This is a genomic window from Streptomyces djakartensis (genome assembly GCF_014651075.1).
GTDB lineage: Bacteria > Actinomycetota > Actinomycetes > Streptomycetales > Streptomycetaceae > Streptomyces > Streptomyces djakartensis.
In genome coordinates this window covers 84,227-108,586 of the sequence record NZ_BMWE01000017.1, presented here as the reverse complement: position 1 = coordinate 108,586, position 24,360 = coordinate 84,227, and the positions used below count along the sequence as shown (strand labels likewise).

Here is a 24,360-nt window from a genome sequence, read left to right as displayed (position 1 = left end):
TGGGCCGTGGTCACCGAGTCGGAATGCACTTGTGGTGAGGAAGGGAGCCGGGCAGGATCCCGGCTCGAGGGGCGGGAGAGGCTGACGTGATCGACGGACCGTACTTCGTGGTGACGGTGCTGGGTGTGCTCGGAACCTGCCTGGTGGCCGGGGTGTTCTGCGGCTTCTCGACCTTCGTCATGCGGGGTCTCGCCACGCTGCCGCCCGCGCGGGGGGTGGCCGCGATGAACGCGATCAACACGGCCGCGGTGACACCTCCCTTCATGATCCTTTTCCTCGGGACAGCCGTGCTGTGCGCGGTGATCGCCGTGGTGACGTTCGTGCTGTGGCCGGACGAGGGGACGGTGGAGCTGCTGCTGGGCAGCGCGTTGTACCTGTTCGGCTCGTTCGGGATCACCGTGGTCGCGAACGTGCCGCGCAACGACACGCTGCTCAAGCTGGAGCCGGGCACGGCGGAGGCGGACGCGTACTGGCCGGCGTACGTGCGGGAGTGGACGATGTGGAACCACGTCCGCACCGGCGCGTCGGCGGGCGCGGCGGTGGCGTACGTGCTGGCGCTCACCTGACGCCCGGCCTGCGAGAACGTGCTGCCCGCAGCCCTGCGGGCGGGCCGCCGCGGACGTATCGTGGCCGAAGGAGTGCCGCCCGGCACACGGCCCGTCCCGCGCAGGCAAGGAAGACGGCCATGGGCGATCCCAAGGGTTTCATGAACACGCCCCGCCAGGACTGGCCCCGGCGGCCGGTCGAGGAGCGCGTGCGGGACTGGGACGAGGTCTACGTCCCCGGGGCGCTGCTGCCGATCATCAGCAAGCAGGCCGATCGCTGCATGGACTGCGGCATCCCCTTCTGCCACGACGCCTGCCCGCTGGGCAACCTGATCCCCGAGTGGAACGACCTGGTGTCCAGGGAGGACTGGCGGGCGGCGGCCGACCGGCTGCACGCCACGAACAACTTCCCGGAGTTCACCGGACGGTTGTGTCCGGCGCCCTGCGAGGCGGGGTGTGTGCTGGCGATCAACCAGCCGGCCGTCACCATCAAGAACGTCGAGTGCGCCATCGCCGACCGGGCCTGGGAGGAGGGCTTCGCGCCGCCGAGGCCGCCGGAGCGGCTGTCGGGCAAGACGGTCGCGGTGATCGGCTCGGGGCCCACCGGACTGGCCGCGGCCCAGCAGCTCACCCGGGCCGGCCACACGGTCGCCGTGTACGAGCGGGACGACCGGCCCGGCGGGCTGATGCGCTACGGCATCCCCGAGTTCAAGATGGAGAAGCGGCATCTGGAACGGCGACTGGAGCAGATGCGGGGCGAGGGGACCAGGTTCCGTACGTCGACGGCGGTGGGGCGGGACATCGGGGCGGCCGAGCTGCGGACTCGCTACGACGCCGTGGTGATCGCCACGGGGGCGACCGCGTGGCGTGAACTGCCCGTTCCGGGACGGGAGCTGACGGGAGTTCACCAGGCCATGGAGTACCTTCCGCTGGCCAACCGCGTGCGCGAGGGGGATCTGGAGACCTCCCCGCTGTCGGCGGCCGGGAAGGACGTCGTCATCATCGGCGGCGGCGACACCGGTGCCGACTGCCTGGGCACGGCCGTCCGTGAGGGCGCCGCCTCGGTGACCCAGCTGGACATCTACGCGCTGCCCGGCCCGGAGCGCGACGAGGACACCGAGCCCTGGCCGACGTATCCGGTGCGGGTCTACCGGTTGTCCGCCGCCCACGAGGAGGCCCGTGACCTGCGGACGGCCCCGGTCGCGGACGCGGACGCGCGGCTGTTCGCGGCGTCCACGCTGCGTTTCGACGGTGACGGGGAGGGGCATGTGCGGGAGCTGCGCCTGGTCGAGGTGGACGCGCGGCGCCGCCCGCTGGAGGGAACCGGGCGGACGCTCCCCGCCGACCTCGTGCTGCTCGCCCTCGGCTTCACGGGGCCGGACCGGGAGGACGGACTCGTCGACCAGCTCGGGCTGGACATGGAGCCCCGGGGCACGATCGCGCGGGACGCCGGTTTCGCCACGAACGTGCCCGGTGTGTTCGCCGCCGGGGATGCGGCCCGGGGCCAGTCGCTCATCGTCTGGGCGATCGCCGAGGGGCGGGCCGTGGCGGCGGCCGTCGACCGCCATCTGACGGGCAGTTCGGCGCTGCACGCACCGATCGGGCCCTACGACCGCCCCATGGGGGTGTAGCGCCCCCGCCGCCGGGCCGCCGGGAGGTCACCGCTCGTCCGTGCCGGCCACCTTCCCCGTCGACAGCGCCACCCTGTTCCACGTGTTGATCGCGCAGATCAGGGCGAGGACCTGGGCCAGTTCCCGTTCCTCGAAGCGGGACGCGGCCTGCTCGTAGACGTCGTCCGGGACACCGGCGTCGGCCACGAGCGTCATCGCCTCCGTCAGGGCCAGCGCCGCCTGTTCCCGCTCGGTGAAGAAGTGGCGGGCCTCGCGCCACACGGCGACCATGTGCAGCCGGTCCTCGCTCTCACCGGCCTTGCGGGCGTCGTTGGTGTGCATGTGCAGGCAGTACGCGCAGTGGTTGAGGTGCGAGGCGCGGATCTGGATCAGCTCGACGAGGGCCGGGTCGAGGCCCTCGCGGGCTGCGGCGTCGAAGGCGATCAGGGCCCGGAAGGCCTTCGGGGCGGACTGGGCGAACTCCAGTCGGTGGGTCTTCGCGTGGGTCGTGTTCATGCTCGTGTCCGTCGTCATGCCCTTCAACCTACGAGCCGGAAAGACCCACAGTAGGGTGCATTCTCATGGTGGATTCATGGGTCAATTCCGCGGAACGGATCGGTTCCGACCTTCATCTGGAGCTGACCGGGCCGGGCGGGCGGCGTGCCGCGCTGACCCGTGCGCTGCGCGAGGCCGTACGCAGCGGGCGGCTCGCCCCGGGCACCCGGCTTCCGCCCTACCGGTCGCTCGCGGCCGACCTCGGGGTCGCCCGCAACACGGTGGCCGACGCGTACGCCGAACTCGTCGCGGAGGGCTGGCTCACCGCCCGTCAGGGCTCGGGCACCCGGGTCGGGGAGCGAGCGGAGCCATTGCGGCCCGCCGCCCGTGTGCCGAAGAAGGCACCGCCACGCGCGCGCGGCCCCCGGCACAACCTGGCGCAGGGAACGCCGGACGCCTCGGCGTTCCCGCGCACGGCCTGGCTGGCCGCCTACCGGCGAGCTCTCCAGCAGGCGCCCAGCGAAGTGTTCGGCCCGGGTGACCCCGCCGGGCGGGTGGAACTGCGGGAGGCGCTCACGGAGTACCTGGCACGCGCCCGCGGTGTGCGCACCGAGCCGGGCAGGATCGTGATCTGCTCCGGCTTCGCGCATGCGCTGCGGCTGCTCTTCGGAGGGGGCGTGCTGCGCGGGCCCCTGGGGGTGGAGGCGTACGGGCTCGGATTCCACCGCGAGATCCTCGCCACCGCGGGCGTGCGGACCGTGCCGCTTCCGCTCGACGGACACGGCGCCGAGGTCGACCGGCTGGGGCGCGAGCGGGCCGTGCTGCTCACGCCTGCGCACCAGTTCCCGACCGGCGGACCGCTGCACGCCGCGCGCCGCGCCGCCGTGATCGACTGGGCACGAGCTCGGGGCGGGCTGGTCCTGGAGGACGACTACGACGGGGAGTTCCGCTACGACCGCAAGCCCGTCGGCGCCGTCCAGGGGCTGGACCCCGAGCACGTGATCCACATGGGTTCGGTCAGCAAGAGCCTGTCGCCCGCGGTGCGGCTGGGCTGGATGGTGCTCCCGGAGCGGTACGTCGACGCCGTACTGGCCGTCAAGGGAGAACGGGAGGCGTGGGCGAGCGTCCTCGACCAGCTGGCTCTCGCCGACTTCGTCGCCTCCGGGGCGTACGACCGCCATGTGCGGCGTATGCGGCAGCGGTACCGGGGCCGCCGGGACCGGCTGGTCGCGGCGCTCGCCGAGCACGCGCCGCACATCGAGGCCACCGGCATCGCGGCCGGGCTGCACGCGGTGCTGCGGCTGCCGCCGGGCACCGAGGCGTCAACGGTCAAGGCCGCCGTCTGGCGGGGCGTCGCCCTGGACGGCCTGGCCGCGTTCCGGCACCCCGAGACGGACATGGCGGCGGCCGACGGGATCGTCGTGGGATACGCGACCCCCTCCGAGCACGCGTACGGGCCGGCCCTTCAGGCCCTGTGCGGCGTGCTGCCGCCTCCCTGACCGGCCCCCGCCCGGGCCCCTGGGGCCTGTCGTTTGGATCACGCCGCAGACGCGGGGCATGGCACGCGCATCTGCCGCGTTCTCGTCGGTCGCCGACTTCACCACCCTCGGCTTCGCTCACGCGGGCGGTGCCCCCATCGCGTCGACTCCCTCCGCCGCGTCACCAACCTGTCCGGACAGCACACCTAGGGCTTGCGCGCCACCGCGCCGTACCCAGGGATCACCCCGTCGTCCTGTCCGGGCACGGGCTCGCCCAGTTCGGGATGCCAGCGGTGGGGCACCTCGACGCCGGGTTCGACGAGGTCGAGGCCGTCGAAGAAGCGGGTGAACTCCTCGCGGGAGCGCAGGGCCAGGGTGACACCGGCGGCGCGGAGCTTCTCGGTGGCCGCCTTCGACTCCTCGGGGGTGAAATCGGAGGTGGCGTGGGTGACCACCAGATAACTGCCCGAGGGCAGTTCGGCGAGCAGCCGGCGGACCAGGTCGTGGGCGCCGTCCTCGTCGGAGACGAAGTGCAGCAGCGCGATGAGCGACAGTGCGACGGGCCGGGTGAGGTCCAGGACCTTCCGCGCACCCTCCAGGACGGCGTCCGGGTCGCGGACGTCCGCCTGGAGGTACTCGGTGGCACCTTCGTCGGTGCCGCGCAGCAGGGCCGCCGCGTGGGCCAGCACGATGGGGTCGTTGTCGCAGTAGACGACCCGGGCGTCGGGGGCGATCCCCTGGGCGACCTGGTGGAGGTTGGGCTCGGTCGGAATGCCGGTGCCGACGTCCAGGAACTGCCGTACGCCGTTCCGGGCCAGCCAGCGCGTGGCCCGGTGCATGAACGCGCGGTTGACCCGCGCCATGACCGGCACCCTCGGGTCGAGGGTGAGCATCTGCCGGCCCATCTCCTCGTCGACCGGGTAGTTGTCCTTGCCGCCGAGGTACCAGTCGTACATCCGCGCGGGGTGGGGTCTGGTCGTGTCGATCTGCCCGGTCATGAGGCACTCCATAAGGCACAAGAGGTGGTCAGTTCAGCACCAGCGGTTCAGCAACGGCAATTCGGCGTGGGCGAACAGGGATCAGCAAGTAGGGATCAGCAATCAGGCATCGGCGTCAGTCAATCGAACGAGAGCAACGGCACGCACGTCAGGACAGCAGGAAGTCCGCCTCCCCCGCCTTGGCCCCCTCGATGAAGGCCGTCATCTCGGCGGTGGTGTAGATCAGCGCCGGACCGTCCGGGTCGGTCGACTGGCGGACGGCGATCCGGCCGTCGGCGAGCTTCATCGCCTCCAGGCAGTTGCCGCCGTTCCCGCCGCTCCACGGCTTGTGCCAGCCCTCGTTGCCCAAGTCACGCGCGGGCATGCCGTTGTAGACGTGTTTGCGCGGCTTGATGCGCTCCATTTACAGCTCCTTGCGGAGATCCCGGAGGATCTCCTTCGTGCGATGTGCCGTAGCGGCCTGTGCCGCCATGCGGTCCATGACCTCGAGGTGGGTCGCCACCTCGCTGCGCGCGTCGAGGTAGACCGCGCCGGTCAGGTACTCGCTGTAGACCATGTCCGGCAGTTCGGGCATGGCGAACCGGAACAGCACGAACGGCCCGTACGTGCCGGGATGCGGCCCGTTCGCGAACGGGGCGATCTGCAGCGTCACGTTGGGCAGCTCCGCGGCATCGAGCAGCCGGTCGATCTGGGCGCGCATGACATCCGGGCCACCGGCCGGGCGCCGCAGCGCGGTCTCGTCCATCACGACCCACAGCCGGGGCGCGTCTTCACGGGTGAGCAGCTCCTGCCGCTGCATGCGCAGAGCCACATAACGGTCGATGTCGTCGGGCCGGGTCTGCCCGATGGCGCCGGAGCGGAGCACGCCGCGGGCGTAGTCCTCCGTCTGCAGCAGCCCGGGAACGAAGTGGGGCTCGTAACTGCGGATGACGCTGGCCGCGCCCTCCAGGCTCACGTACATCGAGAACCAGCCGGGCAGGATGTCGTGGAAACGCTGCCACCAGCCGGGCTTGTTGGCCTCCTCGGCCAGCTGGACGAAAGCCTCGGCCTCCTCGTCGGGGATTCCGTATGCCTTCAGGAGCAGTTGCAGGTACGGGATTTTGAGCGCGACCTCGGCCATCTCCATGCGGCGGACGGTCGCGGGGGCGACGCGGAGGATGCGGGCGGCCTCCTCACGCTTCATCCCGGCACGTTCCCGCAGGTCCAACAGGCGTCGCCCGAGGATGACCTGACCGACCGTCGGCGCGGACCGCGGTTCGCTCACGCTCCACCTCCACCAAGAGTTCCGACGAGCCGGCCACAGAAGAACGCTGACAGCCCGGCGGCGTCGTGCGAAGACCTTCTCGAAGAACCGAGCATCCGAGCGAATACTTCGAACAGCTCTTCGAGCAATTCTTCGAGAATCTCAACTGGCGCCGCGCCGGGTGCTGTTGCGAGCAGTGTGCCACGGCCTTCCAGACCGTCACACAGCACTCTGCATTTTTCAGAGTGACACTTGCCAAGTGTGCACGGCGGGGCGATAGTGGCAAGCGTGATTCCGCCCGCCGCGCCCTTAGGAGCAGACGCCGCCGCAGGCCCTTACGGCCTCGGTGCCGCCACGGAGGCCGTCCCCCCGGGGGCCGCTGACGAGCGCCGGTTCCGTTTCGAGCTGGCCGCACACCCGGGTTCCCCCGCACGGGCCAGACGCCTGACACGGGCCCGGCTGGCCGGCTGGTCGGTGTGCGAGGACACGTGCGACAGCGCGGTCCTGGTCGTCTCCGAGCTGGTCACCAACGCCATCGTGCACACGGCGAGCACACACATCGTGTGCGAGTTGCACGACGGTGACGGCCTGGTACGGATAGCCGTGCGGGACGAGGGCTGCGCGCCGGGCCAGCCGCACGCGGCCGCCCGGACCCGGCCCGAGGAGGAGCACGGGAGGGGACTGCTTCTCGTCGACGCCCTCTGTGACGCCTGGGGCGCCCAGGAGCAGGGCCCCGGGCTGCTGGTCTGGGCCGAGCTGCCGCGCACGGCGGACACCTCGCGCAACCCTGTGGAGCCCGGGAACGACCTCGGCTGGGGCCCCCGCCCGAAACCGGGTCCGTCCGACGGCCCGGGCGACGGGGACGAGGCGCACCATGCGCGCCGGCCGCGGGGACCACACGAGACTCCCTCGCAGGAGCGGCGCCGAGAGCCGGGGCCGGCATGAACCCCCGGCCCGGCCGCGTCCTGAGCCTGGACACTCTGACCCGCCTCCAGCGCGGCCTGCGTCCCCCCGGCCAGGGCCTGCGCCTGCCCGTGCCCGACGGCATGACCGCCCCGCTCGGCTGCGACGCGGTCGCGGTTCCCGCCCGGTTCGGCCCCCTGGTCATGCCCCGGTTGCCCCGTGTGGGGTGCGTCTACGCCGACGAGACGACCTGGTGGTGGCTGGTCCCGTCCGACTCCGACCACGCCTTGGAATGGCCGGCCCCCGCGCGGTACGCCACCGGCGCGGTCGTCACGGACATCGCGCGGGTCCCCGACCTGATCCACCGCCCCGACGGCACCCTTCCCTACAGCCCGCCGATCCCGCTGTACCTGGCGCTGTGCCGCGCGACGGGAACAGCTCCGGCCTGGTCGCGGCCGGTCAGCGCGTAAGGCCGCCCGGGCGCGGGCCGCTCCGTCGACGCGCGGATCCTGCCGGGCGTGAGCCGGCGGTCGACGCGAAGACCCGCCACGCGCAGCCCGGCCGGTCGGCACACAGGCCCGTCACGACGAGCCCGACCAGTCGGCACACAGACCCGCCACGGACAGCCCGACCGGTCGGCACACAGACCCGCCACGACGAGCCCGACCAGTCGGCAGACAGACCCCCCACGCACAGCCCGACCAGTCGGCACACAGACCCGCCACACGGCTCGGCCGAGGGACTGAAGGGACCGCCGCGGCCGGTCGCACGACCGGCACCGGTCCACGCCCCCGTGCCACCCGATGCCCTCCCCGGTCGGGCCGTGCGCCCGCACGCACCCGGCGCCCCGGGCTGCGCCCTGCCCGAGCGGGCTCCGCCCCGCAATAGTGGGCCGCTCACGAGCGGGGCACGAGGTGGGGGAGGTCGGTGGACCGTGGGGAAGAAGCGGACCGCGCCGGAGGTGTCCGAGTCGGAGCGGCTGCTCTTCGGCGGACCGCTGCGCTACGACATGGGCTGGAACCAGCACGCCGACGCGTTCCTTGAGCTGAACTTCCGCGCGATGATCGCCCGGCTGCCCTCCCTGCTGGCGTCCAGCCTGCGGCTCGCCCGGCAGGCCGACCCGGGCGCCGCGCGGGTCGTGCTGGCCGCCGAGGCGGGCCGGGGTGTGGCGCAGGCGGTGAGCCTGCTCGCGGTCAACAGTGTGCTGGCCCGGCTCATGGACGGCGGACCGATCGAGGACCGCCTGCGCGGAGCCCTCCCCGCGCTGGTCACGGTCGCCGTCGTGATGCTGCTCGCCGCACTGCTGCGGGCCGCGAGCACCTACGCCACCGGGCGGCTGGAGCCCAAGGTGGAGCGGGTGGCGACCGAGCGGTACCTGGAGCGGGCGGCGGCCGTCGAGCTGGCCGCGATCGAGGACCACGCCTTCCACAAGCTGCTGGACACCGCCCAGTACGGCGCCGCCTCCGCCAGTCGGATGATCAGCTACGGGACGCGCGTGATCAACGCGATGATCTCGCTGGTGGCGGCGGCCGGCGTGCTGACCGTGCTGCACCCGGCGCTCCTGCCGCTGCTGGTGACGATGACGCTGCCGAGTGCCTGGAGCGCGCTGACCGTCGCCCGGCGGCGCTACGAGTCCTTCCACGCCTGGGTGCAACACGTCCGGGCGGGACGGCTGCTGGGCAGCCTTCTGATCGAGCCCGAGGCGGCCCCGGAGATCCGGGTGCACGGAGTGGGTGCGTTCCTGCTGCGGCACTTCCGCGCGATGTCCGAGACGGCGGAGGCCGAGCAGGCCCGCCTCGCCCGGCTGGCCGCCCGCACCGGCCTGATCGCCGCGGCCTGGACGGGCCTGGCGACGGTGGCGACGTACGCGACGCTCGGCGGGCTGCTGCTGGCCGGGGCGATGGCCCTGTCGGTGGCGGGTACGGCCGTGATCGCGATCCGCACCGGCTCACAGAGCCTCGACACGCTCGTGGTGGAGGTCAACGCGCTCCACGAGGAGGCGCTCTTCGTGGGCGACCTGCAACGGCTGTACGACGAGGCCGCGCAGTGGGCGATTCCGGTGGGGGGCGCGCCGCTGCCGGAGGACCCGCGCGAGATCCGCTTCGAGAACGTCACGTTCCGTTACCCGGGCGACTCCGCCCGTCCCGCCCTCGACGACGTGACGCTCAGCCTCCCGCTCGGCCGGATCGTGGCGCTGGTCGGCGAGAACGGCTCGGGCAAGACGACCCTGGTCAAGCTGCTGGCCGGGCTCTACACACCGCAGCGGGGGCGGATCCTCTGGGACGACGTGGACGCGGCGACCGCCGACCGGCACCGGCTGGCTGAGCGGATCGCGATGGTGGCCCAGGACTTCAAGCGGTGGCCGTTCACGGCCCGGGTGAACGTCGCTCTGGGGCGCACATCGGCGCCGGTGTGCGAGGAGCGGCTGGCCGCGTCGATCGCCGAGGCCGGGGCGGAGACGGTGATCGCGGACCTGCCGCGCGGGCTGGACACGCTGCTCGCCCGCAACTTCAGCGGCGGGCACGAACTGTCGGGCGGCCAGTGGCAGCGGCTGGGCATCGCCCGGGCGGCCTATCGCAGGGGCCGCATCCTGATCGTGGACGAGCCGACGGCGGCGCTGGACGCCCGGGCCGAGCTGGAGGTCTTCGAGCGGATCCGCGCCCTGGCCGACAGCGGGCAGACGGTCGTACTGATCACGCACCGGCTGGCCTCGGTGCGTCACGCGGACCTGGTGCACGTCCTGGACCAGGGCCGGCTGGTGGAGTCCGGGACACCGGACGAGCTGCTGGCGACCGGCGGTCTCTACGCCGAGCTGTACGCGCTCCAGGCGGAGCAGTTCGCCACGTCACCCACGACGGCCACGCAGCCGACGACGATTCCTCCGGTCGCGCCCGCCCCGAAGGTGCCGACGCCGAAGGCGGGCTGAGTCACACGGCCCGGGGCCGGGCGTCAGGCCGTGGCGTCGGCGCCGTCCCCGCTGCGCACGATCACCAGGAACATGTCCGTCGCGAGGTCCATGACAACCTCGGCGGGCAGGCCCTCCAGACGCCGCGCCTGCGCGAACTCCTCCGCCGGCCAGGAGCCACGCGGCCCGCCGGCGGGAAAGCGCTCGAGCACCATTCGCCCGTTCACCCTGCACCTCCATGTAGCGCTGTACTCGTAGAGTTAAACGCCAACGATGGGGTGAACGGCTCGCGAAGTGACGGTTCTGAGACGTAGTTGACACTCGTTCACTGCCAAGTGTGACCAACCTCTCAGCTGCTTGGCCTATCTGTTCACCTACCGTGCAGTTCTTCGTACGCGTCGTGACACCATGCCGGCCGCGCTACCCGGCGAGGGGCGTGCGGGGAAGCCGTAGCCCCACCCGCTCCCCCGGCACGGCGAGGTCGGCGAGGACGGCGGCGAGACGCTCCCTGTCGCGCGGGCCGATCCGTCCCGTGTCGTCGAGGTGCACGGCGCACGCGGTCGTCGTGTCGACAAGCCGTTCGAGCACGTCGGCGACTTCGTCCGCGCCTTCGGTGTGCCGGGCGAGAGCGGGCAGTTCGTGTGCGGCGAGCGTGATCGCCGAACGGGCCTCGGCGAGGGTGCGGTAGGCCTCGCGACGCAGCGCCCAGCGGGTGGCGCGGTGGTCGGAGGGGGTGCCCGAGGTGCCGATGCGCGGTGCGTCGGCCTCGGTGAGGACGTGGGTGAGGTAGGCGTGGGCGGCCTCGCTCGCCGCCGTGAGCCGGCCCCGCACACCCCCGCCCTTCTGCCCCGGCATCGTCAGGTGCCCGACGATCAGCACGATCGCGCAGGCCAGCAGTGTCTCGCCGATCCGCCCCATGGAGGCCTGCGGCTCACCGCCGACCATGATCAGGGCGAGGACGAGAACGGTGACGACGGCGGTCTGGGCGGCGAAGTGCCGGGTGGCGACCGGGATGAGCGCTCCGCTGAGGGCGACGAGCGCGATGAGCCCGTCGGGCCGGGGCAGGACGGCGGCGAACCCGGCGAAGAGGACGGCGCCGAGTACGGTCCCGGCGGCCCGGTTCAGCACCCGCGAGGCCAGGGGCCCCAGGTCGGGCTTGACGAGGAATACGGCGGTGGCCGGCAGCCAGTACCAGTGGTCGTGCTGCCCGTACCACTGGCCCTGGTGCAGGGCCTGGGCGACCGCCGAACTGGCCCCGAAGCAGAGGGCGACGCGCAGCCCGTACTCGCGTCCGGCGGTACCGAAGGCGGCGCGCACCCGGTCCCTGACGCTTCGGGCCCGGGTGTGCAGCAGGTCGGAGCCCCTGCCACGGTCGAACACCTCAGCGGCGTGCAGGAGGGCGTCGTCGAGGGCGCGCAGCGCGGGCGCCGAGCGGGAGGGCGCGGGCAGCGGGCCGGTGTGGGTGTTGCCGCGTACGGCGGCGGCGAGCCGCCTGGGACCTTCGGAGGCCCGCTGCGACAGGGCCTGTCCGGCCCACGCGAGCGCGGTGGCGGCCTCGGCGAGGGGCAGGGCGGCGACGTACTGCGCGTGCAGCCGCCGCTCGGTGGAGGAGGAGGCGTACCGCCGCAACCGGGGTCCGGTGAGGGCGTCCTGCGCGTGGTCGAGGGCGGCGGTGAGCGCGGCCCGGCGGCGGATGGCGTCCGGCCCGCCGACGGCGTCGAGGAGGTCGGCGACGGCGTCGTACACAGCGGCTACGGCCGTGCGCTCTCCGTCGAACCGGAAGTCACCGGCGAGCGATCCGGGCGTGGGCAGCACGAGCCGCAGCAGGAGCAGCCACCCGGCGCCGGCCAGGAAGGCGAGCGCCCGCTCCCATCCCGGCTCCGGCAGGGGCATCCCCGCCCCGACAGCGGAGCCGACGAGCAGCTGGGTCCCGGCGGCGGACGCGACGGGCCCGATCGCGCTGATCCCCCCGGCGACGAGTCCGACGAACGTGAGCACCACGGTCAGCACCACCGCCCCGGTCTCCTGTCCGGCATACGTCCCGATCACCAGGCCCAGGGCACCTGCCAGCGCCGGCACGCCGAGCCGCTTGACCGAGGCCCGCCGGCTCCCGGGCCGGTCGTTGATCCCGGCGAGCATGGCGGCGATGGCGGCGACCACGCCGAGCGAGGTACGCCCGATCTCCACGGCGACCAGCAACAGCGGCCCGGCGGACAGGGCCCCGCGTGTCACGGCACTCCACGGCACGGGGCCGCGCTGGGCGCGCAGCGCATGGGCCAGCCAGGGCGGCAACGCGAAGCTGACACGGCGGGTCCGGGACACGGGGCTCCTGTCGTCTCGTCGGAGGCAGGGGTGGGCCTTCGGGCGACGGTGGCCGGGGCTGGGTGTGGGGCCCAGAGTAGGCGGGGTTCCTGGAGGGGAGGTTTCCGGAACGTGACGGAGTGCGTGAGAGCCGGGTTCTTTATGAACGCAATCGGGAGCCGGCCTGCGGGAATCGGCCCGCCACGGAACGGGCCGGCAACCTTTCCGGGCCCGGCGGCCACTGATGAGTCGCAAGCGCGTGATCTCCCGAACCAGGTAAGGACTCATCCGTGGCCTCCCGTTCCCATCGGCGTCCCCTTCGCGGGCGGCGTTCGGCCCTCGTCCCCGCGGTGGCGCTGGCAGCCGTCGCACTCCTCGTGTCCCTGGTGGTGGCACTCCGCCCCGGCGGTGAGCCGGGCACCGTGCGAGCCGCGGCCGCGCCCTCCACGAGCCCACGGGTGAGCGCCACACCCGCGACCCCGAAGGCGACGAAGGCGAAGGCCAAGGCCAAGGCCAAGCCGAAACCGAGGCCGTCCACGAAGGGCCCGGCCCCGGCGCGCACCACGACCCGCCCTTCGGCCCCGTCCTCGCCCGCCGCCGGCCCGCGGCCCGCACCGCGGGCGGTGTCCGGCTCGGCCCCCCTGGCCGGGCGGATCAAGCCGCAGGTCACCTACCAGGGAGTCGCCACGCACTATGACGCCGCGGACGGCGACGGTGCCTGCCTGTACGGCCCGAGCCCCGATCTCATGGTCGCGGCGATGAACACCACCGACTACGAGACCTCCAAGGCGTGCGGGGCGTACCTGCTCGTCCGCGCGGCGGGCGGCGCCTCCGTCACGGTCCGGGTCACCAACGAATGCCCGCTGCCCTGCGCCCCCGGGCAGCTCGACCTCAGCAAGGAGGCCTTCGCCAAGCTCGCCGGCCTGTCCGCGGGCCGCATCCCGGTCACCTGGAGCCTGCTGAGCCCGAGCACGTCGGACACCGTCTCGATCCGCTACAAGACCGGCTCCAGCCGCCACTGGTGCGGCATCCAGGCACTGGGCCACCGCAACCCGCTGGCCCGGCTGGAGGTGAGCACGGGCAGCGGCTGGAGCCGTCTGACCCGGACCGAGTACAACTACTTCCTCTCCCCCGACGGCACCGGCTGTGGCGGTCCCCTCCGGCTCACCGACATCTACGGCGAACAACTCACCGTCGACGGCGTCGCGGTGCGCCCGGACGCCGTGCAGCCGACCCGCGTCCAGTTCGCCCGGCACTGAACGCGGTCATGAAGCGCCGCCGGTTCGCCCGGCGCGGAACAGCGCCTCCGCCTCGGCGGACGAGGAAGGTCCGGTCCGACGGGGCGGGCACGGCGGTCTCCTCGGCGGTCGGGGTCCAGGGAAGGGCAGGAAGGATCACCCGGTCGGCATGAAACGGAATGCGGCTACCGCCGTCCGGGCCTCCCCCACACCCGCCGCTTGGGCGGCGGCTTCGCGTAACCTCCCACCCGGCTCGTGGTGAGCCCCAGTCCCACCAGCGACTCCGCCAGCTTGACCGCCGCGGCGACCCCGTCGACGACGGGGAGGCCGAGCTTCTCCCCGACCACGCGCTGCAGCCCCGTCATCCCGGCGCAGCCCAGCACCAGTACCTCGGCCCCGGCCGCGCACGCCCGTTCGGCGGCGGCCAGGAACGCCGTCTCGGACCGCTCTTCGTCGCCGAGGTCGAGCACGCTCAAGCCGGTGCCGACGATCGCGGCGCAGTTCCGGGCCACGCCCGCCGTCTCCAGGCTGTCCTCGATCTGGCCGCACGACCGCTGCAGCGTGGTGACGACGCCGTAACGGCGGCCGAGCAGGCAGGCCAGGTGCGCCGCGGCCTCGGTGATGTCGACGACCGGTACGTCCACCAACTCCCGGACGCCCTCACGCCCGTGCTCCCCGAAGCCGGCCATGACCACGGCGTCGTACGGCGGTCCGTCGTAGGTGCGCAGCGTGTCCAGGACGGACGCGGCGGACAGGTAGCTGTCGAGCCAGCTCTCCGCGGACTCGGGTCCCCAGGCGGGGGTCAGTCCGGTCACGGTGGTGCCCGGGCCTGCGGCGGCCCGGGCACCTCGTACGATCGCCTCGGTCATCTCCTGCGTGGTGTTGCAGTTGGTGACGACGATCCGCACGTCCTCAGACCTCCGCGGTGGCGCGCTCGGGGCGGCACAGGGCCGCGTACAGCGCGGCGGCGATCGCCGTGCCGATGAACCAGGAGTACGGAGCCACGTCGCTGAAGGTCTTCACCAGCGCGAGCACCGCGGCGACCCCGGCCGCCGGCAGGAACGCCCACAGCGCCTTGGGGTTGAAGCCCCCGCGGTAGTGGTAGCGGGAGCCGGGGGTGGCGTCGAACAGTTCGTCGACGTTCACGCGGCCGCGTTTGACCCAGTAGTAGTCGACCATGATCACGCCGAACAGCGGGCCGAGGAAGGCGCCGAGGCCGCCGAGGAAGTAGTTCACGACGGTCGGGTTGGAGAAGAGGTTCCAGGGGGTGACGAGCAGGGCCGCGACCGTGCTGATCATGCCGCCGACCTTGAAGGTGATCTTCTGCGGCCAGACGTTGGCGAGGTCGTACGCCGGTGATACGAAGTTGGCGACGATGTTGACGCCCATGGTGGCGATGGCGAAGGTCAGCGCGCCCAGTACCAGCACCCAGGTGTTGCCGATCTCGGCGACGAGGTAGGCGGGGTCGGTGATCTCCTTGCCGAAGACCTCGAAGGCGCCCGCGGTGACGATGACCGACACGATCACGAAGGCCGTGGAGTTGACGGGCAGACCCCAGAAGTTGCCGCGCTTGACGGACCTGTAGTCGGGCGTGAAGCGGGAGAAGTCGCAGAAGTTGAGCATCAGGGTGCCGTAGGTGGCGAGGACCAGGCCGATCGCGCCGAACCACTGGCGCCACTGCTCGCCGACGGAGACGGGGTGCGGGGTGGAGGTGAGGGAGATCGTCCAGCCGGCCTTGGCGAGGATCCACACCGCCAGTGCGATCATGACCAGCCAGATCGCCGGGCCGCAGAAGTCCTGGAACTTGCGGACCGACTCCATGCCCCGGCTGATGATGGCCGCCTGGACCAGCCACAGCGCGATGAACGAGACCCAGCCGAGCGTGTCCAGGCCGAGGAAGGAGTTGTGCGTCCAGGACTCCAGGCCCGGCCAGGCCGCGAGCAGCATCACGTTGACGGCGACGGAGGCGAGGTAGGTCTGGATGCCGTACCACATGATGGCGATCACGGCCCTGATCAACGCCGGGATGTTGGCGCCCCAGACGCCGAAGGCGATCCGGCTGACGACCGGGAAGGGCACGCCGTGGCGCTGTCCGATCTTCCCCATCCAGTTCATGCCGATGTAGATGAGCACGAAGCCGGCCAGCAGGGAGGTGAAGACCTGCCAGACGTTCATGCCGAGGAAGAGCAGTCCGGCCGCGAAGGTGTAGTTGCCGAGGTTGTGGACGTCGGACATCCACATGGCGAAGAGGTCGAAGACCTTCCAGTTGCGCTTCTTCGCGGGTGCGAGGTCTTCGTTGGTGAGCCGTGGGTCGGGGACGAAGGCTGGTGTGCCGGTGGTCACGGCACGGTCGGCGAGGGACACGGGGGCCTCCATGAGCAAGGGGACGACGGAGGACTGCTCTGGGGAGAGTTTGGTATACCAAACTGCGCTCATGGTTCGCCGTCAACAGTTCTGACGGATATCGCTCCTGTTAACGCTCCGTAAAAGACGCGGCCTCTCGGCGAAGATGGGCTGTATGACGAAGATCGAGCCTCTGGGAGCGGTGCGCGAACGCGTCACGTCCGAGCTGCGGCAGCAGATCATCGCGGGCAGCCTGCTCCCCGGCGACCGCCTGGTCGAACGCGAGCTGGCGGAGCGTTTCGGCGTCTCACGCGTTCCGGTCCGGGAGGCGATCCGGGCGCTCGTCGCCGAGGGCTTCGTCCACTTCGAGACGCCCCGCCGCACGGTCGTGCGCCGCCTCACCCCGACCGACGTCAAGGAACTGTTCGAACTCCGCGAGGCCCTTGAGGTCTACGCCGCGGGACTCGCGGCGTCCCGCGCGACCCCTGACGATCTGGCCGAGGTCCAGGAGCTCATCGACCGCGCGGCCGCCGCCACCGAGGACGGGGACGCGGAGCTGATCACGGACCTCAACAGCCGCCTGCACGACCGCATCATGGCGATGGCCGGCAACAGCCTGCTGGCCGAGGCTCTGGAACCGGTCGCCGGCCGGCTGCGCTGGATGACCCGGCGCAACGAGGAGTGGCCCCAGCTCCTCGTCGAACACCGCGAGCTGTACGAGGCGATCGCCTCGGGCGACCCGGACCGGGCCCGCGCGCACGCGCTCAGGCACGTCCGGACCAACTACCGCTCCACGGTGCGGCACCTCTTCGGGGAGGAAGCGCCGTAGCTCCGTCAGGCGGCGGTCGCCGGCAGCCCCGCCGCCCGCGCGGCCGTCCGCAGGACGTCCCGGAGCATCTCGGGGGTGAGCCGGCCCGTGAAGGTGTTGCGCTGACTGACGTGGAAGCAGCCGAACAGCTCCAGGCCGTCCAGCGGGAAACGCGCCCCGTGGGCGAAGGCGGGGCGTGGCCGGGGCACGGACCAGCCCGCCTCGGCGAACGCGGGCAAAGCGGCCTGCCAGCCGAAGGCGCCGAGCACGACGACGGCCCGCAGCGTCGGCCGCAGCAGCCGCAGCTCCTGCACGAGCCAGGGGCGGCAGGTGTCCCGTTCCTCGGGGGTGGGCTTGTTGGCGGGCGGGGCGCAGTGCACGGGCGCCGTGACGCGCACGCCGTACAGCTCCAGGCCGTCGTCCGCGTGCACGGCGGTGGGCTGGGAGGCGAGGCCGACGTCGTACAGCGCCTCGTACAGGACGTCCCCGGAACGGTCGCCGGTGAACATCCGGCCGGTGCGGTTGCCGCCGTGGGCGGCGGGGGCGAGCCCCACGATCAGCAGCCTCGCGTCCGCCGGCCCGAACCCCGGTACCGGCCGCCCCCAGTACGTCCAGTCCGCGTACGCGGCTCGCTTGGCACACGCCACCTCCTCACGCCAGGAGACGAGTCGCGGGCAGGCCCGGCAGTCCGCGATGCGCTGGTCGAGGAGGGGAAGACCGCTGGCGTCCATGGACCCACCGTAGGCGGCGGTGGCCACCGCTCCCCCGCCGGGAGGCGGAAGACTCAGGACACGCCGCTGCGCGAGCCCGAGGTGGTGATCGTGCCCGGGACGGACCGCGCCTCGACGCGGCGTAGCCAGAGCAGGGCTGAAAACAACAGCGCCGCACCGGTCAGCAGCCACGGCAACGGGCCCGGCCGCAACGCCCCGACGACCAGGCCGGTGAGCGCGCCGACCAGCTGCAGGGCAAGGGACTGGACGGACAGGGCGGTGGCGCGGCCGGCTCCGGTGACGCGCCGGTGCAGCAGTTCGTTCTGGTTCGGGGACCCGGCGCCGATGCCGAGGTAGAGCAAGCAGAAGCCGACGGCTGCGAGGGGCATGGCGAGCGAGTGCACCGTGGTCGCGGCCGCGGTGACACCGAGCAGCAGCATGCCGACCGCGCCCGTGCCGAGACAGACCAGCACCGCCCGCTCGCCACTGCCCGCGACCCTGGCGGCGAGCGGCGCGAGGTGGCTCCCGAGACCGTTGCAGACGAAGCCCGCGCAGGCGAGCGCGCTGTACACCATCGCTCCGGAGCCGGGCGCTCCTGTCAGCTCGACGGTGCGGCCCGGGACGAGCAGTTCGATGGTGGCCAGGGCGCAGCCCACGGCCGCCGCGGTGAGCAGGATCCGACGGACCAGCACGTCCCGGCCGCCCAGCCGCAGTCCGCCCAGGACAGTGCCCGGGACGCCGCGCAGCGCCGAGCGCAGGGTGGCCGGCGGTCGCGGCGGTTCCCGCAGGACGGCCAGCACGTAACAGACGAAGGCGACCCTGACGGCGGCTCCCAGCAGCATGGGAACGGACAGCGGCAGTACCGCGCCGGACGTCGCCTCGTTCAGGCGGGCGCCGAGGTCGGGCCCCAGACCCAGCAGCCAGGGCAGGGCGCCGCCGAGCAGCATGCCGGCCGCGAGCGCGGCGGAGGTCGCGGAACCACCCCGGGCCAGGCCCGTGCGCAGCTCGGCGGCCGGTCCGGAGCGCTCCTGGACGGTGTCGACGTACCAGGCCTCGGCCGTGCCGCTGGCCAGGGCCCGGGCCACGCCCATGAGCACCAGGCCGGCGGCGAGCACCGACGCGGTGGTGCCGAGGCCGACCAGGACGCAGGCCACCACGTTGAGCACACCGGCCATAGCCAGGACAGGCCGGCGCCCGAGGACGTCGGAGAGCCCGCCCGTGGGCAGCTCCAGCGCGGCCACGGTCAGCGACTGGGCGGCGAAGAGCCCGGCGATCGTGGCCAGGGACATGCCGCGCTCGCTGAACAGCAGGACCATCGAGGCCAGGCCGATACCCGATGGCATCCATAAGAGCGCGCAGACGATGACGTAGCGGCGGCGAGCGGTCCGCATCTCGGGCGGCTCGGGCTGCTGGGTCATGAGGCGCCCCCGCGATCCGTGTCCTCGTGGTCCGTGTCTGAGCGGTCGTGCGGGGCGAGCGGCAGCCCGGCGATGAGGAACATGACGTTCTCGGCGTGGGGGTCGTCCGCGTCCCGGGCCGTCAGCTCTTCCAGCTTCCGGCCCAGGGCGTCCCAGAGTTCGGTGAGCGACGTGGCCGTCAGCCTGGGCATGAGGTCGCTGATGCCGGACGGCTCCACCCACTCCTGGCCGAACCGCCCGGCGGCCATGTCCGCCTCGTGCCGGGCGAGCGACGCCTCCAGGTGCTCGATCTGCCGCCGCCGCGACAGAGTGAGGAAGGCACGTCCCGCCGCGGATGACTCCATCGACTCGTTGCTCCAGGACGTCACGGTGTGCAGCGCCCGCCAGCGCCGCTCCCGGCCGTCGCGGTGCTCCGCCTCGGCGATGAACGCGTACTTCGCCAGCACTCGCAGGTGGTAACTGGCCGAGGCCGAGGACTCCCCCGTCCGCGCGGCCAGTTCACTCGCCGTGGCAGGCCCGTCCAGCCGCAGCAGCCCGAGGAGCCGGATCCGCAGTGGATGGGTGAGGGCCTTCAGGGCTGCGGTGTCGTGCTCGGGGTCCAGTACGCGCTTGTGTTCGTCGCCGTCCATGCCGGGAGGGTAGATCTGGACGGGCATTTACCAAAAGAGTTTTTGCAAAACTTGTTTTGGGAAGGTGGGAGAGGGCGCTTTCGGCTGGACAGGGGGCCCGGAGGGCTAAGGTCGGGGACATGGCTTCTGAAGGTGCGGAGTGCGACGGGGCGGGCGAGGCGAGGACTCTGGATCCGAAGGTCGCCGCGGCGATCGCCGCTGCCGAGGCCGCCGGGCCGCAGAGCGGCCAGACCGTCCGCGTCGACAGCTGGATCTGGTCCGTCCGTCTGGTCAAGACCCGTTCCATGGGTGCCACCGCCTGCCGGGGCGGCCACGTACGGGTCAACGGCGAGCGTGTGAAACCCGCCCACGCCGTACGCGTCGGTGACGAGGTACGCCTGCGGCACGAGGGCCGGGAGCGGATCGTGATCGTCACCCGGCTGACCCGCAAGCGCGTCGGCGCCGCTGTGGCCGTCCAGTGCTACGTCGACAACTCCCCGCCGCCCCCGCCGCGCGAGGCCGTCGCCCCCGCAGGGATCCGGGACCGGGGCGCGGGCCGCCCGACGAAGCGCGACCGCCGCGAGATGGAACGCCTGCGGGGTCTGACCGGTCCCGGTGGAGGGCCCGGCTCCGGCGCCGGCGGTGACCTCGGTAGCGGCTCGGGCAGGCCGCGGCCGTAGCGGGCCGTTACGCGGGCGCGGCGGGTCCGCGGATTCCAGCGGCCGGCCCTCACGGCCTCGCCGGATCGGAGATCGCCGCTCCCTCGCCCTGCTCTGTCACGCCCGTCGACGCAGCAGTCGCACGAGATCCGCGTTGTGCCGCCGCCGCGCCCACGCGATGAGGGCGAGCGGCACCATCAGGATCAGCGGCGTCGCCGCGTGCTCCCCGTCGAACACGGCTGTCTGCACAACGAACGCGCCCACCATCAGCGCGCTCAGCGCCATCGCCGCCACCGACTGGAGCACCGGGACCAACAGGGCGATGGCTCCGGCCAGTTCAAGGGCACCGACCGTGTACATCCCCACGCTGCCCCAGCCGAGCTCGGCGAACGACTCGGCAGCCGAGGGGTGTCCGATCAGCTTGGGCAGAGCACTGGCGATCGCGTAGAAGAGGGCGAGCAGCACCTGCAGACCGCGCAGCGCGATCCGGGCACGCCGCCCACGGGCGGTCGCCGGCCCGGCGATGACGGCCCGGTCCGGGGCGGAGGCGGCGGCAGCGACGGAAGCGGTGGTCTCGGGCATGGAGGTCTCCTGCGGGAAGCGGTCCGTGGTGGTGTCGCAGGGGTAGACCGCCACGGCCCGCGGAACTCATCGCCTTCCGGCAGAATTCCGCCCCGTACGACCCTCACGCGTCCTGGCCGCCTGGGCCGTCGGCACCGCCCTCACCCATATCCGGTCGTCCGTCAGGTACTCGGCTACCCTCAGTCCTGTCTCCTCCAGTGCCTCCTCGAACTGTTCCCTGTTCAGCGGGCGGGCGCGGAACGTCTGGGTCCAGACCGCGTCCGGGAACTCGTACTCCGCTCGCACCGAGTTGACTCCGTCGCCGACCGGCTCGGACGACACGATCCGTACGGTGAAGCCGCTGGGGTCGACCCGCTCGCGCGGCACTTTCGTGTGGTAGTCCTCGCCCTCCCGCTGGATCAGCACACTGCCGCCCTCCGCGACATGGCGCACACAGGTACGCAGCAGTCCCCGCCGGACCTCGGCGTCCCCGGCGTGCACGAGGAACGACGCGAGTAGCACCACGTCGAACCTCTCGCCCAGGTCGAGCTCCTCGACAGGACCGCGGATCGTCCGCGCTCCGCGCACGCGCTCCAGCATCTCGGCGGACTCGTCCACCGCCGTGACCGTGAAGCCGCGCTCCAGCAGCGCGTGCGTCATGCGCCCGACCCCGCTGCCCAGCTCGAGGATGCGCGCTCCCTCGGGCACCGCGGCCGCGATGACGTCGGGTTCGTCCCCGATGGGGAGGCGCGAGTAGAGCTCCACCGCGCAGCCGTCCGGTGTGATGGCCCCCGGACCTGTCCCCTCGTACCCCTCTCGCATTCTCAGCTCCATGCCCGCCCAACGGGCCGCGCCCGCACGTCAGTTCCCCCTTCGACCCTCTTCACCCGTTCGAGTGAGCGGAGTGCCGCGGGGGCGGGCTTCCCCTGATGGTCAGCCGTCGCGCCGGAGAGTACGGTGCGATAAGGAGCGGAGATCGCGATGCGTACAGGCAGTGAGCCGAGGACTGCGCGCAGTGCCCTGCGGGCACGGCTGTGGCTGAGTGTGTGGGGTCTGGTGTGGGCGCTCTTCGGGACGGTGGCGTTCGCGGTGGTGGGGCGCGCCGGGTGGGCCATCGCCTGCGGCGTGCTGCTGGTGGTCGTGACGATCGACCTCGCCGTCGTCCTCAGGCGCATCCGCCAGGGCCCGCACTTCCAGCCCGGCCGCGACATCCCGCCGTACCGGCCGCCGGACGACCGTCCCTAGGGCGGACCGCCGGACCCGGACGGTCCGGACCCGGGGCGACGAGGCTCACGAGTCGAAGCGCGCCGCCTTGAGGAATTCCGGCTTCGGGTCCAGTGCGGCGGCCAGGCGGAAATGCCGCTGGGCTCGGTCGGGGCGGCTCTGCCGCTCATAGGTGCGAGCGAGCGCGAAGTGCGCGAACGCGTTGTCCGGCTCGCGCTCGAGGACGAGGGAGAACTCCAGCTCGGCGGACCTCAGCTGGGCCGCCGCGAAGAAGGCCCGCGCGCGCAGCAGCCGCGCGGCGGTGTTCTCGGGGTGCGCGGCGACGACCTCGTCGAGCAGCTTCACCGCGCCCCGCGGGTCGCGCGCCGCGAGCAGCTGCTCCGCGGCGCGGTAGTCGATGACGTCGGTCTCCGGGGTACGTCCGTTCCAACCGCTGGTCTCGGGCACGGCAGAGTCCTTCCCTCCTGGGACGGATTCAACGCTCCCCGGAGGGGCCGCTATTCCTGAGGGGTCGGCCGGGACGTCTGTGACCTGCGCTCCAGCTCGGCCCAGACGTCCCTGACCCGGTGCTCCAGACGCTCCAGCGGGACGTCGTTGTCGATGACGACGTCCGCGATCTCCCGGCGCTGTTCCCGGGTCGCCTGGGCGGCCATCCGCGCCCGGGCGTCCTCCTCGCTCATGCCGCGCAGCCGGACGAGCCGGTCGAGCTGGGTCTCGGGGCTCGCGTCGACGACGATCACGACGTCGTACAGCGGTGCCAGGCCGTTCTCCGTGAGGAGCGGGACGTCGTGGACGACGACCGCGTCCTCGGCGGCGGCCTCTTCGAGCTCGCGGGAGCGGGCGCCCACCAGGGGGTGCACGATCGCGTTGAGGGTGCCGAGCTTCGCCGCGTCTGCGAAGACGATGGAGCCGAGCTTCGGCCGGTCCAGGCTGCCGTCGGCGGCGAGTACCTCCTCGCCGAAGGCCTCCACGACCGCGGCGAGCCCCGGGGTTCCCGGTGCGACGACCTCCCGTGCGATACGGTCCGCGTCGATCAGCACGGCGCCGCATTCCACGAGCAGCCGTGACACCTCACTCTTGCCGGCGCCGATACCGCCGGTCAGGCCCACCTTCAGCATGAGCCGCAGCCTAGACGCTCCGCTGGGGAGGCGGTCCGGGGTGGTGCGGGTCGGCTTCGGCGTGCGGGCCGTGTTTGGGCTGGTCGCGCAGTTCCCCGCGCCCCTTGGGGGGCGCGGCACGGCGGTCAGTTGTCGCCTTCCCGTTCTGCCAGGAACTTTTCGAATTCCTTGCCGATCTCGTCCGCGGACGGGATGTCCATCGGCTCGGCGAGCATGTTGCCGCGGGACTCGGCTCCCGCGACCGCGTCGTACTGGTGCTCCAGGCCCTCGACGAGCGCCGTGAGGTCCTCGTCGCCCTCGCGGATCTGCCGGTCGATCTCCGTCTGGGTGCGGTGGGCCTCCGACCGCAGGGCGTGCGCTATGCCGGGCAGGACCAGTCCGGTCGCCGCCGTGATGGCCTCCAGGACCGTCAGGGCCGCGTCCGGGTAGGGGGAGCGGGCGATGTAGTGCGGGACGTGAGCGGCCACGCCCAGGACGTCGTGTCCCGCCTGGAGCAGGCGGTACTCGATGAGGGACTCGGCGCTGCCGGGCACCTGCGCCTCCTCGAACGGGCTGCGGTGCCCCGGAACGAGGTCGGTGCGGTTGCCGTGCGGGGTGAGGCCGACGGGCCTGGTGTGCGGGACGCCCATGGGAATGCCGTGGAAGTTGACCGACAGGCGGACGCCGAGCCGCTCGACGATCTGCTTCACGGCCGCGGCGAAACGCTCCCACTCCACGTCCGGCTCGGGGCCGGACAGCAGCAGGAAGGGCGCTCCGGTGGCGTCCTGCACCAGCCGCACCTCGATGGCGGGATCCTCGTAGTCGCTCCAGCGGTCGCGCTTGAACGTCAGCAGCGGGCGGCGGGCCCGGTAGTCCACCAGCCGGTCGTGGTCGAAGCGGGCGACGACCTGGTGGGGCAGCGAGTCGAGCACCCGGTCGACGATCTGGTCGCCCGTCTCCCCCGCGTCGATGTATCCGTCGAAGTGGTAGAGCATGACAAGACCGGCCGACTCCTGGGCCAGCGCCATGTCGACGGCGGCCAGTCCCTTCGGCTCCCATGCGTACAAACCCTGCGGATCAAGCACAGTGACCGCTCCTCCTCGTGTCCGTACAGCACAACGCCCTTACGGATACGGGCATTCCCCCGGGGAGGAGATACATGATCTCCGGGCAACGCCGAGGGGCCGCACCTCGGAAGGTACGGCCCCTCAGTCAG

At 72.4% G+C, this 24,360-nt stretch carries 26 protein-coding genes; 10 read left to right on the top strand and 16 right to left on the bottom strand.

Features of this window, described 5'->3' with window-relative positions; translation table 11 throughout:
• The first annotated feature begins 86 nt into the window (after positions 1–86).
• Positions 87–566 carry an anthrone oxygenase family protein gene (locus IE212_RS26370; protein WP_190200449.1) on the top strand — a complete coding sequence of 160 codons (480 nt, stop codon included), beginning with the start codon at positions 87–89 and terminating at the stop codon, positions 564–566.
• A gap of 119 nt (positions 567–685) precedes the next feature.
• A complete protein-coding gene (locus IE212_RS26365; RefSeq protein ID WP_190200448.1) occupies positions 686–2,176 on the top strand; it encodes a glutamate synthase subunit beta in 1,491 nt (496 codons plus the stop codon).
• A 27-nt stretch (positions 2,177–2,203) separates the two neighbouring features.
• On the opposite strand, the gene IE212_RS26360 is transcribed toward IE212_RS26365, so the two are convergent.
• Positions 2,204–2,689: a carboxymuconolactone decarboxylase family protein gene (locus IE212_RS26360; RefSeq protein WP_190200447.1), complete on the bottom strand. Its 486-nt coding sequence runs from the start codon at positions 2,687–2,689 to the stop codon at positions 2,204–2,206.
• A 47-nt stretch (positions 2,690–2,736) separates the two neighbouring features.
• Here IE212_RS26360 and pdxR point away from each other — a divergent pair, with 47 nt between their 5' ends.
• A complete protein-coding gene (gene pdxR / locus IE212_RS26355; protein ID WP_190200446.1) occupies positions 2,737–4,149 on the top strand; it encodes a MocR-like pyridoxine biosynthesis transcription factor PdxR in 1,413 nt (470 codons plus the stop codon).
• 185 nt (positions 4,150–4,334) lie between these two features.
• On the opposite strand, the gene IE212_RS26350 is transcribed toward pdxR, so the two are convergent.
• From IE212_RS26350 to IE212_RS26340, 3 genes are all read right to left on the bottom strand, one after another.
• The gene (locus IE212_RS26350) at positions 4,335–5,138 is read right to left on the bottom strand and encodes an SAM-dependent methyltransferase (RefSeq protein WP_190200445.1); all 804 of its coding nucleotides are present in this window, start codon (positions 5,136–5,138) and stop codon (positions 4,335–4,337) included.
• Between the two features lie 136 nt (positions 5,139–5,274).
• Positions 5,275–5,529, bottom strand: a complete 255-nt coding sequence (locus IE212_RS26345; RefSeq protein ID WP_190200444.1) for a DUF397 domain-containing protein — start codon at positions 5,527–5,529, stop codon at positions 5,275–5,277.
• Positions 5,530–6,390 (bottom strand): Sco1979 family transcriptional regulator, encoded by an 861-nt coding sequence (locus tag IE212_RS26340; RefSeq protein ID WP_190200443.1) that lies wholly within the window; start codon positions 6,388–6,390, stop codon positions 5,530–5,532.
• A 258-nt stretch (positions 6,391–6,648) separates the two neighbouring features.
• Here IE212_RS26340 and IE212_RS26335 point away from each other — a divergent pair, with 258 nt between their 5' ends.
• The 3 genes from IE212_RS26335 to IE212_RS26325 all read left to right on the top strand — a co-directional run bounded on the left by IE212_RS26335 (position 6,649) and on the right by IE212_RS26325 (position 10,198).
• The gene (locus IE212_RS26335) at positions 6,649–7,314 is read left to right on the top strand and encodes an ATP-binding protein (protein ID WP_190200442.1); all 666 of its coding nucleotides are present in this window, start codon (positions 6,649–6,651) and stop codon (positions 7,312–7,314) included.
• Complete coding sequence (locus IE212_RS26330; protein ID WP_190200441.1) at positions 7,311–7,742, top strand: hypothetical protein; 432 nt, start codon at positions 7,311–7,313, stop codon at positions 7,740–7,742. The genes IE212_RS26335 and IE212_RS26330 overlap by 4 nt, the downstream gene beginning before the upstream one ends.
• 464 nt (positions 7,743–8,206) lie before the next feature.
• Positions 8,207–10,198: an ABC transporter ATP-binding protein gene (locus tag IE212_RS26325; protein ID WP_190200440.1), complete on the top strand. Its 1,992-nt coding sequence runs from the start codon at positions 8,207–8,209 to the stop codon at positions 10,196–10,198.
• A gap of 23 nt (positions 10,199–10,221) precedes the next feature.
• On the opposite strand, the gene IE212_RS26320 is transcribed toward IE212_RS26325, so the two are convergent.
• Positions 10,222–10,404, bottom strand: a complete 183-nt coding sequence (locus IE212_RS26320) for a DUF8839 family protein (RefSeq protein ID WP_190200439.1) — start codon at positions 10,402–10,404, stop codon at positions 10,222–10,224.
• A 193-nt stretch (positions 10,405–10,597) separates the two neighbouring features.
• Complete coding sequence (locus tag IE212_RS26315; protein ID WP_190200438.1) at positions 10,598–12,499, bottom strand: FUSC family protein; 1,902 nt, start codon at positions 12,497–12,499, stop codon at positions 10,598–10,600.
• Positions 12,500–12,768: 269 nt separating this feature from the next.
• Between IE212_RS26315 and IE212_RS26310 the strand changes: the two genes are divergently transcribed.
• Complete coding sequence (locus IE212_RS26310) at positions 12,769–13,737, top strand: expansin EXLX1 family cellulose-binding protein (protein WP_190200437.1); 969 nt, start codon at positions 12,769–12,771, stop codon at positions 13,735–13,737.
• Positions 13,738–13,901: 164 nt separating this feature from the next.
• On the opposite strand, the gene IE212_RS26305 is transcribed toward IE212_RS26310, so the two are convergent.
• Positions 13,902–14,624, bottom strand: a complete 723-nt coding sequence (locus tag IE212_RS26305; RefSeq protein WP_190200436.1) for an aspartate/glutamate racemase family protein — start codon at positions 14,622–14,624, stop codon at positions 13,902–13,904.
• Between the two features lie 4 nt (positions 14,625–14,628).
• Positions 14,629–16,080, bottom strand: coding sequence for an NCS1 family nucleobase:cation symporter-1 (locus IE212_RS26300; protein WP_190200435.1), 1,452 nt, complete (start codon positions 16,078–16,080; stop codon positions 14,629–14,631).
• A gap of 154 nt (positions 16,081–16,234) precedes the next feature.
• Here IE212_RS26300 and IE212_RS26295 point away from each other — a divergent pair, with 154 nt between their 5' ends.
• The gene (locus IE212_RS26295; RefSeq protein WP_190200434.1) at positions 16,235–16,888 is read left to right on the top strand and encodes a GntR family transcriptional regulator; all 654 of its coding nucleotides are present in this window, start codon (positions 16,235–16,237) and stop codon (positions 16,886–16,888) included.
• 5 nt (positions 16,889–16,893) lie between these two features.
• Here the strand turns inward: IE212_RS26295 and IE212_RS26290 are convergent, their stop codons facing one another.
• Genes IE212_RS26290 through IE212_RS26280 form a run of 3 tightly spaced genes read right to left on the bottom strand, consistent with a single transcriptional unit; the run spans position 16,894 to position 19,624 of the window.
• Positions 16,894–17,598, bottom strand: coding sequence for a uracil-DNA glycosylase (locus IE212_RS26290; RefSeq protein WP_190200433.1), 705 nt, complete (start codon positions 17,596–17,598; stop codon positions 16,894–16,896).
• Between the two features lie 53 nt (positions 17,599–17,651).
• A complete protein-coding gene (locus IE212_RS26285; protein WP_190200432.1) occupies positions 17,652–18,995 on the bottom strand; it encodes an MFS transporter in 1,344 nt (447 codons plus the stop codon).
• Positions 18,992–19,624, bottom strand: coding sequence for an ArsR/SmtB family transcription factor (locus IE212_RS26280; RefSeq protein WP_190200431.1), 633 nt, complete (start codon positions 19,622–19,624; stop codon positions 18,992–18,994). The genes IE212_RS26285 and IE212_RS26280 overlap by 4 nt, the downstream gene beginning before the upstream one ends.
• A 119-nt stretch (positions 19,625–19,743) precedes the next feature.
• Between IE212_RS26280 and IE212_RS26275 the strand changes: the two genes are divergently transcribed.
• Positions 19,744–20,283, top strand: a complete 540-nt coding sequence (locus IE212_RS26275) for an RNA-binding S4 domain-containing protein (protein ID WP_190200430.1) — start codon at positions 19,744–19,746, stop codon at positions 20,281–20,283.
• 96 nt (positions 20,284–20,379) lie between these two features.
• On the opposite strand, the gene IE212_RS26270 is transcribed toward IE212_RS26275, so the two are convergent.
• Both IE212_RS26270 and IE212_RS26265 read right to left on the bottom strand, forming a co-directional pair.
• Positions 20,380–20,844, bottom strand: a complete 465-nt coding sequence (locus IE212_RS26270) for a DoxX family protein (protein WP_190200487.1) — start codon at positions 20,842–20,844, stop codon at positions 20,380–20,382.
• Between the two features lie 66 nt (positions 20,845–20,910).
• The gene (locus tag IE212_RS26265; RefSeq protein WP_190200429.1) at positions 20,911–21,645 is read right to left on the bottom strand and encodes a class I SAM-dependent methyltransferase; all 735 of its coding nucleotides are present in this window, start codon (positions 21,643–21,645) and stop codon (positions 20,911–20,913) included.
• A 159-nt stretch (positions 21,646–21,804) separates the two neighbouring features.
• Here IE212_RS26265 and IE212_RS26260 point away from each other — a divergent pair, with 159 nt between their 5' ends.
• Positions 21,805–22,068, top strand: coding sequence for a DUF6343 family protein (locus tag IE212_RS26260; protein ID WP_190200428.1), 264 nt, complete (start codon positions 21,805–21,807; stop codon positions 22,066–22,068).
• 45 nt (positions 22,069–22,113) lie between these two features.
• Here the strand turns inward: IE212_RS26260 and IE212_RS26255 are convergent, their stop codons facing one another.
• From IE212_RS26255 to IE212_RS26245, 3 genes are all read right to left on the bottom strand, one after another.
• A complete protein-coding gene (locus IE212_RS26255) occupies positions 22,114–22,494 on the bottom strand; it encodes a tetratricopeptide repeat protein (protein WP_190200427.1) in 381 nt (126 codons plus the stop codon).
• Positions 22,495–22,544: 50 nt separating this feature from the next.
• Positions 22,545–23,165 (bottom strand): dephospho-CoA kinase, encoded by a 621-nt coding sequence (gene coaE / locus IE212_RS26250; protein ID WP_190200426.1) that lies wholly within the window; start codon positions 23,163–23,165, stop codon positions 22,545–22,547.
• A gap of 125 nt (positions 23,166–23,290) precedes the next feature.
• Positions 23,291–24,229, bottom strand: a complete 939-nt coding sequence (locus tag IE212_RS26245; protein WP_190200425.1) for a PAC2 family protein — start codon at positions 24,227–24,229, stop codon at positions 23,291–23,293.
• Positions 24,230–24,360: the final 131 nt, after the last annotated feature.